The sequence below is a fragment of the Aminiphilus circumscriptus DSM 16581 genome, assembly GCF_000526375.1.
GTDB classification, from domain to species: Bacteria; Synergistota; Synergistia; order Synergistales; family Aminiphilaceae; genus Aminiphilus; species Aminiphilus circumscriptus.
On sequence record NZ_JAFY01000005.1, the window covers coordinates 291,048 to 308,051 of the forward strand.

Consider the following 17,004-nt stretch of genomic DNA (forward strand, 5'->3'; position numbering starts at 1 on the left):
AAAGTGGCGCTTTCTTCAAAGAGACTTGAGGGTTCAAAATAAACATGCATAGATGACCACGTCTAGTTTATCGTCATTAACGAGCGCTTTCAAGGCAGCGAATTCCGATTATGCTCTAAAGAGTGTGCAAAAAGTGCTTGCGGAGGGGGATTCAAAAAAAGAAGGTCATGGTGTATGTAGGTTGTCTGCAGCGCACAAGCAACCCGAGCCCTTAGGAGGCGATACACCATGACCGGAAAGAAGCATAGCAGTTGTTTCGCTGGCATGAAAGCCCTTTTCGGAAACGAAACGGACGCCCTGAAGACCCTGATGAAGGAAGTGCTGCAAGAGATACCTAGTCTGGTCACGCGAATCGGCAAGCTGGAACTGCGGATTCCTAAAGACCGCAATGGAGAATTCTCCACGGCACTGTTCGAGCGTTATCAGCGCAGTGAGAAGGCATTGGTGGCGGCTCTGGCGGAAATGGATGTGCCGGGCGTGTCCACGCGCAACGTGACGGCGATCACCGAGGAATTGTCGCGTACCCGTATTTGATTCTGGATGCCCGCTACGAGAAAGTTCGCGAGAACGGAGTTATCCGTTCCCAGGCGGTACAGATCGCCATCGGAATCAACCGGGAAGGGCAGCGGCAGATCTTGGCGGTGGAAGTGGCTCCCCGTGAAACGGCAAGCAGTTGGAAAGAGTTTCTTCTCGGGCTCAAGCTACGGGGTTTGCGCGGTGTCGAATTCGTGGTATCCGACGCGCAGGACTTCGTTCGGCCATCGGAGAGACCCTGCTCGAAGCATCTTGGCAGCGTTGCTACGTCCATTTTCTGCGGAATGCTCTGGATCATCCGCCCCGTAAGGCCGATGACGATTGTCTTCAGGAACTCCGCTGGATCTACGACCGCCGGGACATTATGGAGGCCCACCGGGATCTGACGTCCTGGATCACCAAAGGGCAGAGGAAATATCCGAAGCTTGTTGACTGGGTGGAGGAAAACATAGAGGAGACGCTGACCTTCTACCGGCTTCCCAGAGCACATCACAAGCATCTGAAGTCAACCAACATGCTGGAACGGCTCAACGAAGAGATCAAGAGAAGGACCCGGGTCGTCCGTATCTTCCCAAACACCGATGCATGTCAGCGCCTGATACGGGCACTGTGCGTCGAAACCTCCGAGGCGTGGCTGGAGTCCAGTCGCTACCTCGGGCAGGGACCTGTTGATCGAACACAAAAAGGCACTCTTGGAAAAGTGTGGCTAATCGCCGCAGACGGCCGCCAAACACCATGAAAACCTTTTTGCACAACTTGACGCACACAACTGGGCAGGAACTGAACGAGCCGGGAGCAGATCTCCTGTTCACCTTTCGAAATACCTTTCGGAGCCCCGAGACACGGTGAGACCGAAAAATCCGCCTCAAACGACAGCCCCTCTTTTCACAGAATTGAAAAGAGGGGCTGTGTAGTGCCCACCAAAGATGCACTTTCCGGTGTTTGCAAGGCTTCCCGTTTCAAACCCGGCGAAGTCGGGAAAAAAGAGGACAATCCGATCCGTTTCTTCCGCGATCCGTCCAGAGGAGCCTTCGAGATCAAACAGTACCGGAACGGTCTCCATGCGAAACGACCGCATTACCACGACGAAATCTCCATCGGCCTCGTGGAGAAGGGATCCTGCATGGTCTCCGTTTCGGAAGGACAGTTTCCCGTCTGCGAGACCTGGTCCTCTTCGCTCCCGGCACGTTGCACGCATGCCGCCCACGCGCCCGAGAAACCTGGGGGGTTTCACATGCTCTATCGCGATCCGGCTTTTGCAGAGCGGGAATTCGGCGTCGTCCTTCCCCGGGGGGCACATCTCGTCTCGCCTTCCCCCGTGCGCAACGCGGAAAACGTCAAGGACCTTTTCACCTCTCTCATCGAAGAAGACGCCGAAAGCACTCGAGGACGCAACGCCATCGCCGCGCTTCTCGCCCTCATTCTCGCCGGCCGGCACGGGAACCAGGCGGGTTCGGTGCGGCGGAGCTGCGACGGAACCGGTTCCGTCGCAGCTCCGCCGCATGATCGAGAGCAGCCCCGAGGACAAGATCCCCCTGACGTTTCTCGCGTCACAGTCGAACACCACTCCCACATCCGTCCTGAGAGCCTTTCGCAGGAACCACGGCGTAACTCCCCACGCCTTTCAAATGATCCTTCGGGTCAACCGTGCCAAAAAACTGCTGCTCCGCATGTCTTCTCTCGCCGCCGTGGCGAACGAAGTCGGTTTCTACGACCAGAGCCATTTCTCCGCTATTCGGCCATATGCCTCTTCGGGCCGAGCAGACTCGTGAACAGCCTCGCGGGAACGCTGCCGACGTTGAAATGACCTTGCGACGTCCTGTACGGACACTTGCGGTCTGAAGCATTTTTCCGGAGCCGTCTTTCACGTCTTTCGTCGGTACTCATGAGAACGGCCCCCTTCTCGAAGAGAAGAGGGCCGTTTGGAGTGCGGCAGAGCGAAAACCTACTCGATCACCGACGCCTTGAGGATCACCACCGGCTCCAGGGGAACGTCCTGAAAAAATCCGACGTTGCCGGTGTCCACAGTCTTGATGGCATCGACCACATCTTTTCCCTCCACAACGCGGCCAAAGACGGCATACCCCCATCCTTGCACGTTCGGCGCCGTGTGGTTGAGAAAAGCATTGTCCTTGACGTTGATGAAGAACTGCGCCGTCGCCGAATGGGGATCCTTTGTCCGGGCCATGGCAACGGTGTAGGCCTCGTTCTTCAAACCGTTGTTCGCCTCGTTCTGAATAGGATCCCGGGTCGGCTTCTGTGTCATGGTCTCGTCGAAGCCGCCTCCCTGGATCATGAATCCGTCGATGACCCGATGAAACACGGTGCCGTCGTAGAACCCCTCCTTGACATACGCGAGAAAGTTTTCCACCGTCTTCGGCGCCTTTTCCGCGTCAAGCTCCAGCACGATATCGCCCTTACTCGTCTCCAGTCTGATCATCCGTCGATTCCTCCATTATCTCAATATTGCTCGTAGATCCAGGACCGTCGGGGCGGAAACAGCTCGCCCACCAACAATTCCGTCGGATCGGAAACCCGTTCCACCCGAGAACCTGTGTGAGAGAGCGCGGGGAAAACGTCCGGCCTGGTTTGCTGAAGCTCCCGCCAGGACCGATGCCCCAGGCAGAGCGACGGAAACAGCTCTCTGTGGACACAGAAATGCGCGGCACAAGATTTTGCGTCTCCCGGGCGGATCTCCGTAAGCCGTCCTCCGCACCAGATCAGGTCCAGGCTCTCGTCGAAAAAGTCCAGGCGCAACACACCGGAGTAGCCGGAAAAAAGCCCGCGCTCCAGGCGTTTCTCCAGCACCGGTGCCAGATGCAGCAACAACGTGCGATGATCGGGAACGAGAACCTGCCAGGCGTACATGTCCCCCAGGACCGCCCCCGACGCCAGAGCGAGCCGCGAAAGAGGGGCGTCGGGATGCAGGTCGAGCCGGATGTAGGGCTTTCCGCGATCCTCCGCGAGACGGCGGCAGTATCCCAGAAGCGCGGCCCCCATCTCCCAGGAAATCCCCTCGCTGACCTCGCTCACAATGAGGCCGCTGCCGAACCCGAACCGGGGAAGACGCGCATATCCCTTTCGTCCTTCGGCGTCCTCGAAAATCAAAAACTCCGAACTGTACTCCGTCTTCTGTCCGTCCGTGAGCAGATACGTCCAGTGTTCCACTCCACGAACGGCGGAGACGACATTGGCTCGGGCAAATGCCTCGTCCTCCTCCACCAAAAAGGGAATGTCCCCGATGCCGGCGGGACGAAACGTCACATTTCCCGGCTCTTCCTTCGTCACCGCATGGAGAGGAAGGTCGATGTGCGCGCACAAAGGCAGGGCATAGCGAAAACCCAACTTGTCATAGAAACCGGGGATGCCCTGGATGACGACAAGATGGAAACCCTTCTCCCGAACCGTCTCCATGAACTCGGCGTGCAGGCACCGCATCAGGCCCTGCTTGCGGTGCGCCTCGCCGGTACCGACGATTCCCAGTTCGGCCACGTCGAGGACGACATGCTCCATCCTCCATTTCCACGGAATGAGCGCGCACCCCGCAGCGATCTCGCCGCTGGAATCCTCTTCCGCGAGAAACCACGAACGCCCTTCCATCCGTGGAAAATAAAGAGTCAGGGATTCCGCAAAATCCCCCACCTTTTCGGGGTCGAAAACCTGGTTGAAAAAACGGCGAAGTCGGGGTCCGTCCTTTCGAAGATCGGCACCCTTGAACGTATATCGATTCATGACAACTGTGCTCCTTTTTCGGTCCTTCACCCGTCATCGACGAGTGTTTGCAGAGGGGCTCACGCTTTCCTCGCGACCGAAACGGCGGCACTGCAACGATTTTTCGATTCCATCACGCAGAGGCCGCTTCGACCGCGCCTCCGCAAACACTCCTCACGTCCCCCTGAGAGTTGAACATCCACACACGCCCTTTCCGTGAAATCATCCCGCCAGTGGCGAAATCCGGACAATCATATCACAAAAGAAAAACCCCTCCCGAAGTTTGCGGGAGGGATACGCACCGGAATTCCTTCTCGAGGCCTCATTTTTCCAAAGTCGGGATCTGATGCCTACAATATATTCTTAAAATTAATAAAATCGATCAAAACAACACACGGTTTGATTTTTAAATATTTATTTTATATTGCCCATAAAATTATCCATGGATAAATTATTACGATACTAAGAATCCTTACCGTATGAAAAACAGAGGCAGTGAAAGAATCCACACCAATCTCCTCGGCAAAGGCGGTTATCTGGCTAAGCCCTGCCGGCGCCGCACATAAAAGGCATGTCAGCATGTCCCATCCGCTCAGCCGGCGGAGCAGGAACGCGAGGGCAATCGATCCCGCGAGCATCACTGCCGTCGTCAACAACGCGGGGGCAAGGATCTCTCCCAATTGGGAGATCATGGCATACGTCATTCTCTGCCCCATGACGACCCCCAATCCAATCTGTGCGGCAAACCTCAGTCTCGCGTCGTAACAATACGATTTTTTAATGACAACAGCAAATATCCCTGATGCAACCATTGCTCCCAGCATGGCACCCGTCGGGATTTTGAAATATGCGGCAATCCCCGCGCCGATGAATGCAACGAAAGTCAGGAGAACATAGTCAACCTTGGAAAAACAATCCGCCGGTGAAAGATTTTCCGGACTTTTCCATTGTGGCCGGTTTGATTTTCCCTTGTCAAGCACGGAGATAAACGGGATGAGCGTGAGGAAAATGACTACCCTGAACAGTTGCAGACAGGCCACTATGGACAGGTCCGCGTTTATCGACATGCCAAAAATCATCATTTCGGTTATTCCGCCAGCAGATGTAGCAACGAGAGCGGTTTTCAACGAAACATCCGCAAATTTGAAGAACGTGAGACCGCACAACAGAGACAACAACATCAAACCAACCGTCATCGAAACAACATACAGCGCGAGATCTCGAATCCGGCTTATAAGATTCCTGTCTATTTGACGACCCAGCATGACACCGATGACAACATTCGCCGAGAACGACACGGGCCATAAGGGAAAAGCGGGATAAAGGCCAGCGATGTTCATGAGTCCCGTACAGAACATCGCCCCGAGCAACGCAGGGTTTGGAATCTTCAGAAGGCGAAACACCACAAAACCGACGGCTCCAACCCCAAACGTCATCAGGATTCTCAGAATTTGCGCCAAACCAACCCCTCTTTCTCCAGTCTGTCCCGAATTATTTATGCCACTCTATTATGCAATGGGAACGCTCTTTCTTGCTTTTATCGAGCCGTAGAGAGGATGCAAAAGTGCCCACAAGACGGAAAGAACCGCTATTCCAAAGAGAACGGAACTGATTCCGGAGTTAAGGAAGACCCCCATGTAGCTACCTTTCGAAATGATCAAAGCCCTCCGCAGGTTGGCCTCCATAATGAATCCCAGGACAAATCCCAAAACCGTTGCCGTATGGGGAAGTTTTCCCCTCCTCATGGCAAGACCTGCCAAACCGCAGACAAGGGCGACACCAATATCAAAGATCTCTCCGCTGTACGCGTAGGCTCCGGTAAAGACCAGCGCGACGATCACCGCCAGAAGAGCCGGTTTGGAGATATTGGCGACCTTCACTGCACATTTGATGCAGAGTATTCCGGCAAAGAACATGAACAGGTTCGCCACGAACAACGCGCTGAAGATACCGTAGGGAATTTCTGGATTACTGATGAAAAGCATCGGCCCCGGCGTGATATTGTGAATCATCAAGGCACCGAGCATGATTGCCGTGGAGTTTGATCCCGGAATACCGAGGGCAAGGAGCGGCACCATCGCTCCTCCTGTCACCGCGTTGTTGGCGGATTCGGGAGCGACGACCCCCAAAGGGTTTCCCTTTCCGAAGGAATCCTGATCCTTACTCCATTTCTTGATCCCCGTGTAGGCGAGAAAGGACGCAACGGTCGCACCCGCTCCGGGCATGGCACCGACGACGACTCCGAGAGTGGAGCCGAAAATCCCGCAGGGAATCCAGCTTTTTATCATGCTCCATGCCGGAAACGACGTATCGAGTTCGATCTTGACGAGCTCGTTCCCGGTTCCCGCAAGGTCGCTCGCCTGGCGAAAGACCTCCGAAATCGCGAAAAGCCCCATCATGAGGGGAATCATTTCGAGTCCGTCCGAGAGAGACGCCGTTCCCAAGGCCAGCCTCGGAACTCCCGCAAAAGGATCGAGGCCGATCGTGGAAAGCAAAATGCCAAGAAGACCGGCCCAAATGCCTTTGAGCACATTCCCCTCCCCCAACGAACAGATCAGGGTCAATCCGACGAGGGCAAGAACAAAGTATTCGGCCGGACCAAATGCCAGGGCCACTGAAGCGAGTGGAACCGCTGTAAAGACGAGAACAACCGCACCGAACAGACCCCCGAAGACGGACGCCAACAGAGACGCATAAAGCCCGATACCCGTCTTGCCCTGCTTGTGCAGCTCATATCCGTCGAACACGGTGGCGGCGGCAGCATTCGTCCCCGGAGTACCGATCAAAACCGCTGGTATCGACCCACCATACTCACCGCCGCAATAGACTCCAACCAGCATTATCACAGCAATTTCCGGACTCAGTCCCCAGGTGAAGGGAAGAAGCAGCGCCATTGCAATTGTCGCATTGATGCCAGGAATCATTCCTCCGATCGTCCCCCAAAGAACCCCCGCCGCGATGGCAAATATTCCCTTCAACTGAAATACGGTCTGAAGCCCTAACAGTAAATTTTCATACATTGATCTCTTATTCCTTTCTCAGAAAAATCTCTTCAGGATTCCCAGTGGAAGGTCCACGTTCAGACCAAAGGAAAACGAGACAAAGAGAATCAATGTGGTCACGATCGATGTAATCGCAATCTTTTTCACATCGCGCACTCCCACCGAGAGCATGATCGCCGCGATCAAAAGGGGCATGGCGATCGGATAGCCCACCGACGAAAGACACGCAATAAACACCGCGCTTGCAAGAGTAATGAGGACAACCGGCGTAAGGCTCTTCCTTTCCCTGCGCGGCAAGGTCTCCGTTTTACCCTTGCCTTTCTCCCGCCGGATCATGATCATTGACGTGGCGATATGCACCAACCCGATTGCAACCATGGCCCAGGCAATGATGGAGGGAAGAGCTGCTGGCCCGGCGGGGTCCATGGAATTCGAAACCTTCAACAAATCCCTTATATTCGCCAAAACAAACACACCGATCAAAATAGAAATCAATCCGAATATCCAATCATTCTTTTTAAACATCCGTCTCTCCCCCGGGTCGCATATTCTCTTCGCATCTTCCTTCCGGCCAAGCCTGCTCCAGCGAGCGAAGACAGGCTTGGCCAGAGGAAACACGCTCTACTTCTTCTGCTGTCCTATGGATTCTTTAACTTGTTCCGTCTGCAGAGCAAGAATTTTCGTGAATTCTTCGCCTTCCGCAAATGCGGGGATTAAATTGTTCGCCGTATAATAGGCCTTGAAATCAGGATCCTCCATGGCTTCCTTCAACAGTTTCGTGAGCTTTTCGATGACGGGCTTCGGCGTTCCCTTGGGAACAAAAATCCCGCGTAGCTTTTCGACTGTCACATTCGGATAGCCAGCTTCCGCCACTGTGGGAATCGATTTGTCCTGCAGCTTATTGAACGTCGCAAGAATGCGAAGTTTACCAGCCTCGGCAGACGAAGCTATTTCCGCATATTCCCCAACCCCTGCGGAGACATGTCCACCAAGAACGGAAACCGCTCCGTCACCACCGCCCTCGAAAGGAACGATTGAGACCTCGCATCCAGCTTCTTTCATCAGTTCGCGGGCAGCCACAAATTCGATGTTTCCGGCCGTTCCACCAGCCAGAGTGACCTCCCCAGGCCTCTTTTTAGCATCAGCAATGAGATCTTCGAGCGTCTTGTAGGGAGAGTCCGCGGCAACAAAGAGACAAACGGCATCGATGAACATGCGCGCAACATGGTCGAAATTCTCGTAATTCACCGTAAGATTGTTTACCACGGGAGACGCCACTATCGTGGAAGAAACTCCAAGAATCGTATATCCGTCGGGATTCGCCTTAGCGACTTTCATCCAGGCATTCGCGCCGGAAGCGCCCGTCACGTTGTTGACAATGACGGTCTGCCCCGTCTTCTTCTCGAGAAAACGCGCGAGTGCCCTCAGGTAAATATCACCCCCGGAACCCGCTTTGGAGTGCCAGATCATTTCGATTCTCTTTTCGGGCCAGTTCGTCTCCGTTTCTGCACAAACAGGAACGGATGACGTCAGGATAATCGAGAAAACGAAGGTCAGCGCAAGTGCAACGAATACCTTTTTCACGCAGAATCCCCCCTCATGTGCTTGCTCTTCTTTCCCGCAGGACATCGACAACGCATCAGACCACCGTCCGCCTCTCCTCGTTGAGCGCCTGAATCAACCCCCCCTTCTTCAAATATCTGTTGATAAAGTCCGGAAACGGATCAAAGCGAAAGTGGAGCTTCTTCGTCTCGTTCATGATCATTCCAGTTTCAAGATCCACCGAGAGAAAATCACCCTCTTCGCTGCCCATCACCGTCTCCGCGGAGACGATGACGGGCATTCCGATGTTGACACAGTTTCTGTAAAACAACCTGGCAAAAGAGATCGCGATGATCGCCCCGATTCCGGCACCTTTAAGCGCAAGCGGCGCATGTTCCCTGCTGGACCCGTATCCCATGTTTTTCCCGACGAGAAGAATGTCTCCGGCAGCGATACCTTGTGACATTCCCGGCCTGATGTTCTCGAAAACATGCCTGCCGAGTTCCTCGATATCCGTCAGCGTCATGTATTGCGTGGAGATGATTTCGTCGGTGGAAATGTTGTTGCCGAACTTCCAGCATTTATGCGGCATTGTCGTGTCTTCCTCCATCGGGCAGTACCTCTCTAGGGTCGGTGATGTATCCCGTGACGGCAGAAGCCGCAACAGTCGCGGAACTACCGAGATACACGATGCCTCCTGCTCCCATCCGTCCAGGCATGTTCCTCGTGGAAGAACTGATACAAACCTCTCCTTCAGCGAGAATTCCCACATCATGCCCTCCACACGCACCGCACCCCGGAGAGGAGATGATCGCTCCAGCCCTGCTGAGCACCTGAAGATATCCCCGACTGAGGGCATCGTTGTAGATCCTGCGTGTTGCGGGAATCACAAGTAACCTGGTGCCCTCGGCAACGGTCCTTCCATTCAGAATTTCCGCAGCGATTTCGAGATCGCTCAGGAGCGCTCCCGCGCAAGAAGCGATGGCCGCCTGATCGACACGAATTTTCTTCTTTGCGACTTCTTCTGCTAAAACGGCATTCGTAGGAAGGTACGGCACCGCGATCATCGGTTTCACCGAATCGGCGTCGAAATAAACCACGGACTCGTATGCCGGAGCATCGGCGACGTCACGGACGAACAGAGCGTTCTTTGCTCCCATTTCCATGCTCATGACACAGGTCATGATTCTCTCGTCCTGGCTCATACCGTCGAAAGCCTCACCACCAAACTCGACCGCACGGTAATTCGCACCGTCGGGGCCGAACCGTGCAAGCACCAGGCTCACGAGATCTCTGGCATTCGCCCACTTCGGCAGTGTTCCTGTACCGTTTATCCTGATCGTTCCGGGAACCTTCAGCCATACAGTTCCTTTTACGAGGACGGCTGCCATCTCCGTCGCCCCGATGCCGGTGGCGAAACTGCCGGACGCCCCTTGTCCCGTTGTGTGCGAATCGGTACCGACGACGATTTCTCCCGGTCTGGCAAAATCGTTTTCGAGCATGACCACATGACTGATGCCACTGCCACAGTCGTAGAAATTGCGTATGGCATGTTCCCGTGCGAATTTACGCATCAAGTTCTGATGCTTCACCGCTTTGGTCGACGTCGAAGGGGTATGGTGGTCGATGAAAAAAAAGACCTTTTCGGGAGCCCAGACTTTCGACGAATAAATCATGTCAAAATTTTTTATGGTCAAGGCGGCATTGTTGTCGTGAATCATCGCTCTGTCCACAGCGACCTCGACGATGTCGCCAGGCTTGACAGAATCTTTGCCCGCGCCTCTCGCCAGGATTTTTTCGGTAGCCGTCATGGACATCCGAAACACCTCCTCACTACTCGAACGTCACGGCGAGCGCCTTCTCGAAAGCGCCGTGTATAGCATCCATCGCATCCCCGTTTTTCTCCGCACTCCCTACCACCAAGGTCTGCTGCCCTTCCTTCATGAAACTACGCACCGCCCGCTCATCCGCAACATATCCGCAGGCAAGAACGTATTCGTAGCTCCCTTTTACGCAACCTTCCCTGCCCTCCGAATCGACATAGCGAAACCCCTCCCGTCCAATCGCACTGACCGTGCTGCGACGAAACACCTCGACTCCCGCCTTCTCAAAGCGCGCCTTCATGAAATGCCACTTGGCGACACCCAGCAGATGAACGGGATCGCGAGGGTCGTTGCCGACCATCAAGACTCTTTTCCCCTTCTGCGACAGGTAATCCGCGACTTCATAGCCGACAAGGCCATCTCCGACGACGACGTACTCCATCGCTTCAAGTCGCTCCTTTGCAAAAAGAGACTCTACGGAGAGCACATTCATCCCCTCGTCAATGTCGATCGACGGAACGAAATCCTTTCCACCGGTAGCAACGACGACAAGATCCCACGCGCCCTCCGGAACTGTCTCAAGCGGTGCTCCGAGATGAAAAACCACCTTTCTCTCCGAAAGCACTTTCGCGTAGTATTCAATGACATCAAGGTAGCCACTCTTTCCCGGCGGCATACTCGCAAGACGAAAAAGCCCTCCTATTTCTGGCTTTTTGTCATAAATGGAGATTTCGCATCCGCGGCGAGAAAGGACATCGGCCGCTGAAAGCCCCGCCAATCCGGCTCCCACGACGCACACCTTCTTACCCACCGCGTCGAGTCCGATCACGATCTCGTCCTCCATCCCCGTAAGAGGATTCTGGAGACACCTGCAGACGGTCTTATTCTGCTCGCGCCGCGTTCGACAGCCCTGGTTACACGCAATACATTTCCGAAGAGGATAGTCCTCCTTGCCTATCGAGCGCATCCAGTCGCCATCTGCCAGCACACTACGTGCCATGGCGACGAAATCCGCCTCGCCATCTGCGATGATCCTGTTGGCGACTCTCCAGTCAACAATGCGGCCGACGACGATGACCGGAACATGCAGCCTTCTCTTCAAATATCCGCTCATCCACGCGAGATGCCCCTCCTCGATCTCGGAGGGGGGACATTCCCATTCTTCACTCTCCGGCATGCCCGCAGAAACGTGTATCGCGTCCACTCCCGCCTTTTCGGCAAGAAGGCAAATCTCCGCAGAGCGCTCGATGGTACGGCCTCCCGGAATCCTCTCTTCACCACTGATGCGGAGAATAACCGGGAAATCCGCACCGCAAAGTTCTTTGATTCTCGAGATCATCTCGGTGACGTTCCTCGCGCAATTTTCCAAAGAACCTCCGTACCTGTCCTTGCGGGTGTTCAACAACTCCGAGAGAAGCAATGCAACTTCGTGTCCGTGCGCACCGTGAATCTCGACACCGTCGAAACCAGCTTTTTTTGCCCGCAGAGCGCCTTGGGCATAGGATTCGATCATGGATGCGATGCCTTCAGTAGTCAGGCTGAAAGGAGATGTGACACATCCTGCCCGTCCGAACTGAATTCCAGAAGGATGAATCTGGTTGAAGATCTTGGCTCCATAGCTGTGAAGGATATTGAGAAGGGGCTTCCATTGGTTGATCCTGGAATCGTCAGCGAGAGAGCCTCTGGCTCTTTTGTTCTCTCCGTGGGGATTAGCGGGAATGATGAACGCACCAATTCCGGCTTCCGCTCTTTTTTCGTAAAAAGAAATCATCTTTTCGGTAACATCACCGTTTTTATTCGAATAGTACAAACACATGGACGAAACAACGACGCGGTTTTTGATTTCAACGGAACCGATTCTCGCCGGAGTCAAAAGTACATTCTCCACGAGGCACCCTACCTTTCCATGAACACTCGAGGCATCCATCAATTTGTTCCCATACGCCTTGGAATGTCGATTGTAGACAAAGCAGAGTCAAAAAAATTATTTTCGAGTCTCCTTTTCAAGTTTTTCTTTCATAAGTGCGGCACACCTTCGCGTATTAAAGATACCGCAGGTGCATGGCTTGGCTAAGATGAGGGCCCCTTCCTCGGGTGTCAGTTTTCCGCCCTTGACTTTCTCGATCACCGAACGGACCAGGTTCTGGGCAACGAGAGAGTGTCCGCACATCGTCGTAAATTCGAGAACTTCGTTTTCGGGGAGCATCGATGTTTTACCGTGAATCCCGAGTGAAATGAGTGCCGTGTGCGGCTTGAGACCCGCCTCGTGGGCGATTTCCACAACCTCTTCGATAAGACCGCTCACAACGGTCGATATGCCGAGCTGCGCCTCCTTGGCCTTTACGAGAACACCCTTGACGGCCTCGCGATCAGCGAACGTGGCGATGATTCCATAGGAATGATCCAGCGTTTTTGCATATTCTTCAGGGTCCAAGCCATTCAAAAAACACCTTCCGGCATGGCTCGACCCAAAATTCACCACATTTTCGGACAAATAGATTTTCAATGTCTCACGAAGTTTGTCCCCGCAGTTTTCCCTGTTGATCCCTTTCGCGGCTCTCGTGTAGATACAGAAATCATTTCTCAGGTTGTCCTCTGTTCCGAAACGGTGCAACGAATGACTCATGTTTGCTCCTCCCTAGTCGATCAAAGGCCTACCCAGGCCCACGTTTATCTTCGCATTCGGGCGTACGTCAAATCCCATCCTACGCAACTTTTCTATCACAGGAAGCTTCGAGTTCTCGTCGAACCTGCTTACGAGTCCAACCGAAACAACTGTATTCAATGCTTCGAAAGAGAGGAACATTTTCTCCAGAGTCTCTTCCAGCTTGTCCTCCATGATTCTGAGTTCCAATATGGCGGAGAGGACTTTCTCATTCACATATTCAGGCTTGAATCTGCCAGACATGTCTTCCTCAAGGAGACCATAAAGGGGATTGTCCTCAAGAATCGGGATACCCATTTTGCACATGGCCATGGTGACTTTCTCGATCTCCGTAAGCCTCGTCCCGGTACCGGGTCGCCCGAATTCAATGAGAAGCCCGTACTCGCCTCTTCCGAACTTACCCGTGACATCGTTGGTCTTCGCCTCTTCAGTTCCGCGGCCCCACGCCTTCAGATTGGGGTGCTGAACACCGGGATCACTGAACTGCATCCGTATCGCACGCGGATATTCGAAACACTCCGACGGCATGTAAATCGCGTCCGTCGGGCAGATATCCGCTCTTTTACAGACCCCGCAATCAACACATTCGTCGTGATCTATCGCCACCTTGCCGTCAACGACCATGATGCATCCCACGGGGCAATAGGGGATACAATTCTTGCACCCGACACATTGCTCTTCCCTAATTCTCAAACCAATTCCTCCTCAACTTCCGTTTTTATTGTTACAGGAAAAGCGTCGATACAATCTCGATATTCGCCAGGATTGACTCCTTACGTATCTTTTCCGCCTGCTCCGCATCCTTTTTTCTGATCGAATCGATGAGTATTTCGTGTTTTTTTATCGAATCTTGCATTTTTCCAGCAGACAACATAACCTCAGATCGATAACGAATTGTTTGTTTATTAAAAACTTCCAATATGCCAATCAAACGTTGATTATTGCATGAATTAATAAGAAAACTATGAAATTCCTGATTGCATTTCGCATAATTCCACGCGTCACCTTTTTCTGCAAAAAACAACATTTTTTGATTGATCTCCTGCAGGCGATCAGCCAAGGTTCCGTCGTCATTTTTCACGGCAAGATAGATTGCGAGGCTCTCCAGATTGGCACGAATCGTATAGACGTCTATGGCATCCTTTTTGCTCAATTCACTGACAAAAACACCTTTTCTCGCCTTATTGACAAGAAAACCGCGATTCTCCAGTATGCGAAACGCTTCCCTGAGCGGTGAACGACTGACTTGCAGCTGGTTGCACATTGCCTGTTCAATCAATCGCTCCCCTGGTTTCAATTCCCCCCTGAGGATCCTCGCCTCGACATTTTCCACAATAGTCTCCACTAGGCTTTTGTGTTGAATCCCTTCGGAGTGAATCGACGTCTCCACAGAAAACATCCTCCTCAATGTCGCTCTATTGTCGATTATATACAAAACCTCTATGTCGTCAAGATTCCCACAAAAAGATCGCCTACCCGATCTATCTCCCTCCGAAAACCACCCCTCCTTTCACATGCATAACACCACAAAGAATTATTATACATAAATCTATCTGAATTTGCGCGTAACAACCGCGCCATTGCATGAAGTTCTCAGCGATTATCAATTTTTTTCGTAAAACAATACCTGTGAAATCTCATATAAAATATAAAAAAAGAGGAAACCCCCTTCCATCAATTCGGGAATTTCCTCATAGATTACTATAACTGGTGCCGGAGGGGAGACTCGAACTCCCACAGGGGGTGAACCCTGGCGGATTTTGAGTCCGCTGCGTCTACCATTCCGCCACTCCGGCTTTTTTTGACACGAAGGGATCATACTCGATTCCTCAAACCACGTCAAGGATAGTACCCTGCACATCATTGACTTACAAAAAAGATCTTCGAGACTGCAGCGCAGTCCAATAGGGCGATCTGAGGAGAGAGGGGAAGGGAACTTTTGAGGAAAGGAGGGGGAAAAGGAAAACTTACGGCGATTTTTCGCCTTTAATAAAAGGAGGAGCTTTCCGTGTCGAAACTGCTGGAGGAGTTCTTGCACTCCGAAGCCGCTCGGCAACGACAAAGACGACGATTGCCCCGGCAAGACCTCGTGGTCATTGCTGTTGACAAATCCGGTCCAGTCGGTAGTCTTGGGTTGTTCTCCGAAGAAAAATCGAAGAACTGGAGGGTTTTCCGTGAAAGCATGTCTGCGAAACCCCGGTTGCTTTGTCTGCGGAAGCACCGAAAGCAACCCCAGGGCATTGAACCTCGCCATTTTCTGGAACGAAGAAGAACACCACACGGAAATACCCTTTAAAGCGGACGAAACCTGGTGCGGCTACAAAGGGATCGTTCATGGCGGAATCCTCTCGGCGATCACCGACGACGCCATGGCCTGGGCTCTTCGTGAAACCTGCGCGGACTGGGGGGTCACGGGCTCTCTTTCCATTCGCTTTTTGCGCCCGGTCCTAACCGGAAAGCCCTATACGGCTCTGGGCTGGGTGGAGGAGCACAAAGGAAGAAAAGTCGCCACCAAGGCACAGATCCTGAGCGAGGATGGAACGATCCATGTGGAAGCCAAGGCACTCTTCGTCATTCCCGAAAAAGGCGAATGACCGAACGGACCAATGAAGGAGGCTCTCTTGTGAGTGAAATCGTGATAACCCACTATACCCTTTCGGATGTTTCCTGCGAAAGCTGGAAAAAAACCGGGGAAGCCCTGCGCAAACTCTATGATCAGATGGCCCCGCGTTTTCGCCTTATGGGCGTGGAAGTGACCCTGCTGGAAAAGGAACTTTCCGGTACGGACGAGGAGACGGTACGCCGAGGCAATCTCGTCACCTTCACCTTGAGCGACCTCGGCGACCAAGAAATTCCTCTGGAGGATCTCATCGGCGCGGAGACATCCTTCGAGCCCTGCTCCTGCGGTGAAACGACCACCACATGCCGCACGATACGGTACGAAGGTCACGGATACCAGGAAATTCCTTCGGGGCTTCTTGCCGATGCCATGCTCCGGGCTTCCTTCAGCACGCTTGGAGGCGGGTGCGGCAGCGGATGTGAGAGCTGCGGAGGCGGGTGCGGCGGATGTGGTGTCTAAGGGCTTCCGTTCGGAGGTCCTCTGACGCCTGAAGTGTTCTCAAAAAACGGGGAGGTGAAACGGCATGTCGGAGGTATGGATCACCACCAAAGGCGGCGATAAGGGCGACACATCCCTCGGGAGCGGCGAGCGGATCCCCAAGGACCATGTGCGGGTGGAAACCTACGGTACCCTCGACGAGTGTCAGGCCTCTCTCGGCATGGCCAGAGCGACCTGCTGCGACGAGGACATCGCGGCGGAACTTTTCCGGCTCGAAGAGGAATTGGGACGTGTGATGGGATATATCGCACAATATCCCGGCCTTCCAGAACCGGACCCCGCGACACTTGAGGCGCTGATTCTCAAAGTCCGGGACATCACCGGCGCCACGTTCCACTTCGTCCGTCCCGGCGATTCCGTACCCGGGGCGGCGCTTCACATGGCCAGAACAATCGCCCGCAGAGCCGAGCGGATCGCGGTCAAACTCTACCGCGAGGGAGCGCTTTCCGAGAACACTTACCGCTACGTGAACCGCCTGTCCGATGCCATTTATGCTCTCGCACTCTGGACGGACAAGGTGAACCGGGCGTGCGAGGAGAAGTTGGCAGGCAAAAAGGGGTGATGAATCGATCCGTTCTACGGGGGAAGATTCGTACCCTTTTCGCCTCT

General features: G+C 53.6%; 16 protein-coding genes, 1 tRNA gene and 2 pseudogenes. 6 read left to right on the top strand and 13 right to left on the bottom strand.

Going from position 1 to position 17,004, the window contains the following annotated elements; all coding sequences use genetic code 11:
* Positions 1 to 228 precede the first annotated feature (228 nt).
* From K349_RS18710 to K349_RS16860, 3 genes and pseudogenes are all read left to right on the top strand, one after another.
* Positions 229 to 1,244: pseudogene (locus K349_RS18710) on the top strand (IS256 family transposase).
* A gap of 203 nt (positions 1,245 to 1,447) precedes the next feature.
* Positions 1,448 to 1,894, top strand: a pseudogene (locus K349_RS20090) (AraC family ligand binding domain-containing protein); the annotation flags it as partial.
* 142 nt (positions 1,895 to 2,036) lie between these two features.
* The gene (locus K349_RS16860) at positions 2,037 to 2,306 is read left to right on the top strand and encodes a helix-turn-helix domain-containing protein (protein WP_029165426.1); all 270 of its coding nucleotides are present in this window, start codon (positions 2,037 to 2,039) and stop codon (positions 2,304 to 2,306) included.
* A 173-nt stretch (positions 2,307 to 2,479) separates the two neighbouring features.
* On the opposite strand, the gene K349_RS0108520 is transcribed toward K349_RS16860, so the two are convergent.
* The 13 genes from K349_RS0108520 to K349_RS0108580 all read right to left on the bottom strand — a co-directional run bounded on the left by K349_RS0108520 (position 2,480) and on the right by K349_RS0108580 (position 15,073).
* Positions 2,480 to 2,974, bottom strand: coding sequence for a peptidylprolyl isomerase (locus K349_RS0108520; protein ID WP_029165427.1), 495 nt, complete (start codon positions 2,972 to 2,974; stop codon positions 2,480 to 2,482).
* Positions 2,975 to 2,994: 20 nt separating this feature from the next.
* Positions 2,995 to 4,266, bottom strand: coding sequence for a GNAT family N-acetyltransferase (locus tag K349_RS0108525; RefSeq protein ID WP_029165428.1), 1,272 nt, complete (start codon positions 4,264 to 4,266; stop codon positions 2,995 to 2,997).
* Between the two features lie 398 nt (positions 4,267 to 4,664).
* Positions 4,665 to 5,705 (bottom strand): AbrB family transcriptional regulator, encoded by a 1,041-nt coding sequence (locus K349_RS0108530; protein ID WP_029165429.1) that lies wholly within the window; start codon positions 5,703 to 5,705, stop codon positions 4,665 to 4,667.
* A gap of 48 nt (positions 5,706 to 5,753) precedes the next feature.
* A complete protein-coding gene (locus K349_RS0108535; RefSeq protein ID WP_029165430.1) occupies positions 5,754 to 7,265 on the bottom strand; it encodes a tripartite tricarboxylate transporter permease in 1,512 nt (503 codons plus the stop codon).
* An 18-nt stretch (positions 7,266 to 7,283) separates the two neighbouring features.
* Positions 7,284 to 7,865 carry a tripartite tricarboxylate transporter TctB family protein gene (locus K349_RS0108540; protein ID WP_029165431.1) on the bottom strand — a complete coding sequence of 194 codons (582 nt, stop codon included), beginning with the start codon at positions 7,863 to 7,865 and terminating at the stop codon, positions 7,284 to 7,286.
* Positions 7,866 to 7,868: 3 nt separating this feature from the next.
* Entirely contained in the window at positions 7,869 to 8,831 is a 963-nt protein-coding gene (locus K349_RS0108545; RefSeq protein WP_169731327.1) for a tripartite tricarboxylate transporter substrate binding protein, read from the bottom strand.
* 55 nt (positions 8,832 to 8,886) lie between these two features.
* A complete protein-coding gene (locus K349_RS0108550) occupies positions 8,887 to 9,381 on the bottom strand; it encodes a LeuD/DmdB family oxidoreductase small subunit (protein WP_029165433.1) in 495 nt (164 codons plus the stop codon).
* Positions 9,371 to 10,606 (bottom strand): aconitase/3-isopropylmalate dehydratase large subunit family protein, encoded by a 1,236-nt coding sequence (locus K349_RS0108555; protein WP_029165434.1) that lies wholly within the window; start codon positions 10,604 to 10,606, stop codon positions 9,371 to 9,373. Before K349_RS0108555 ends, K349_RS0108550 begins: the two co-directional genes overlap by 11 nt.
* Before the next feature lie 16 nt (positions 10,607 to 10,622).
* The gene (locus K349_RS0108560; protein ID WP_084460302.1) at positions 10,623 to 12,539 is read right to left on the bottom strand and encodes an oxidoreductase; all 1,917 of its coding nucleotides are present in this window, start codon (positions 12,537 to 12,539) and stop codon (positions 10,623 to 10,625) included.
* Positions 12,540 to 12,596: 57 nt separating this feature from the next.
* On the bottom strand, positions 12,597 to 13,238 hold the full coding sequence (locus K349_RS0108565) for a hypothetical protein (RefSeq protein ID WP_029165436.1): 642 nt from the start codon (positions 13,236 to 13,238) through the stop codon (positions 12,597 to 12,599).
* A 12-nt stretch (positions 13,239 to 13,250) separates the two neighbouring features.
* Positions 13,251 to 13,970 (bottom strand): indolepyruvate ferredoxin oxidoreductase subunit alpha, encoded by a 720-nt coding sequence (locus tag K349_RS0108570; protein WP_029165437.1) that lies wholly within the window; start codon positions 13,968 to 13,970, stop codon positions 13,251 to 13,253.
* Between the two features lie 31 nt (positions 13,971 to 14,001).
* Positions 14,002 to 14,667: a GntR family transcriptional regulator gene (locus tag K349_RS0108575; protein ID WP_029165438.1), complete on the bottom strand. Its 666-nt coding sequence runs from the start codon at positions 14,665 to 14,667 to the stop codon at positions 14,002 to 14,004.
* A 318-nt stretch (positions 14,668 to 14,985) separates the two neighbouring features.
* Positions 14,986 to 15,073: transfer RNA gene (locus tag K349_RS0108580), tRNA-Leu, on the bottom strand.
* Between the two features lie 378 nt (positions 15,074 to 15,451).
* Between K349_RS0108580 and K349_RS0108585 the strand changes: the two genes are divergently transcribed.
* The 3 genes from K349_RS0108585 to K349_RS0108595 all read left to right on the top strand — a co-directional run bounded on the left by K349_RS0108585 (position 15,452) and on the right by K349_RS0108595 (position 16,957).
* On the top strand, positions 15,452 to 15,871 hold the full coding sequence (locus K349_RS0108585) for a PaaI family thioesterase (RefSeq protein ID WP_029165439.1): 420 nt from the start codon (positions 15,452 to 15,454) through the stop codon (positions 15,869 to 15,871).
* A 29-nt stretch (positions 15,872 to 15,900) separates the two neighbouring features.
* Positions 15,901 to 16,356: a DUF2703 domain-containing protein gene (locus K349_RS0108590; protein WP_034265278.1), complete on the top strand. Its 456-nt coding sequence runs from the start codon at positions 15,901 to 15,903 to the stop codon at positions 16,354 to 16,356.
* Between the two features lie 64 nt (positions 16,357 to 16,420).
* Entirely contained in the window at positions 16,421 to 16,957 is a 537-nt protein-coding gene (locus K349_RS0108595; RefSeq protein ID WP_029165441.1) for a cob(I)yrinic acid a,c-diamide adenosyltransferase, read from the top strand.
* The last annotated feature ends 47 nt before the right edge of the window (positions 16,958 to 17,004 follow it).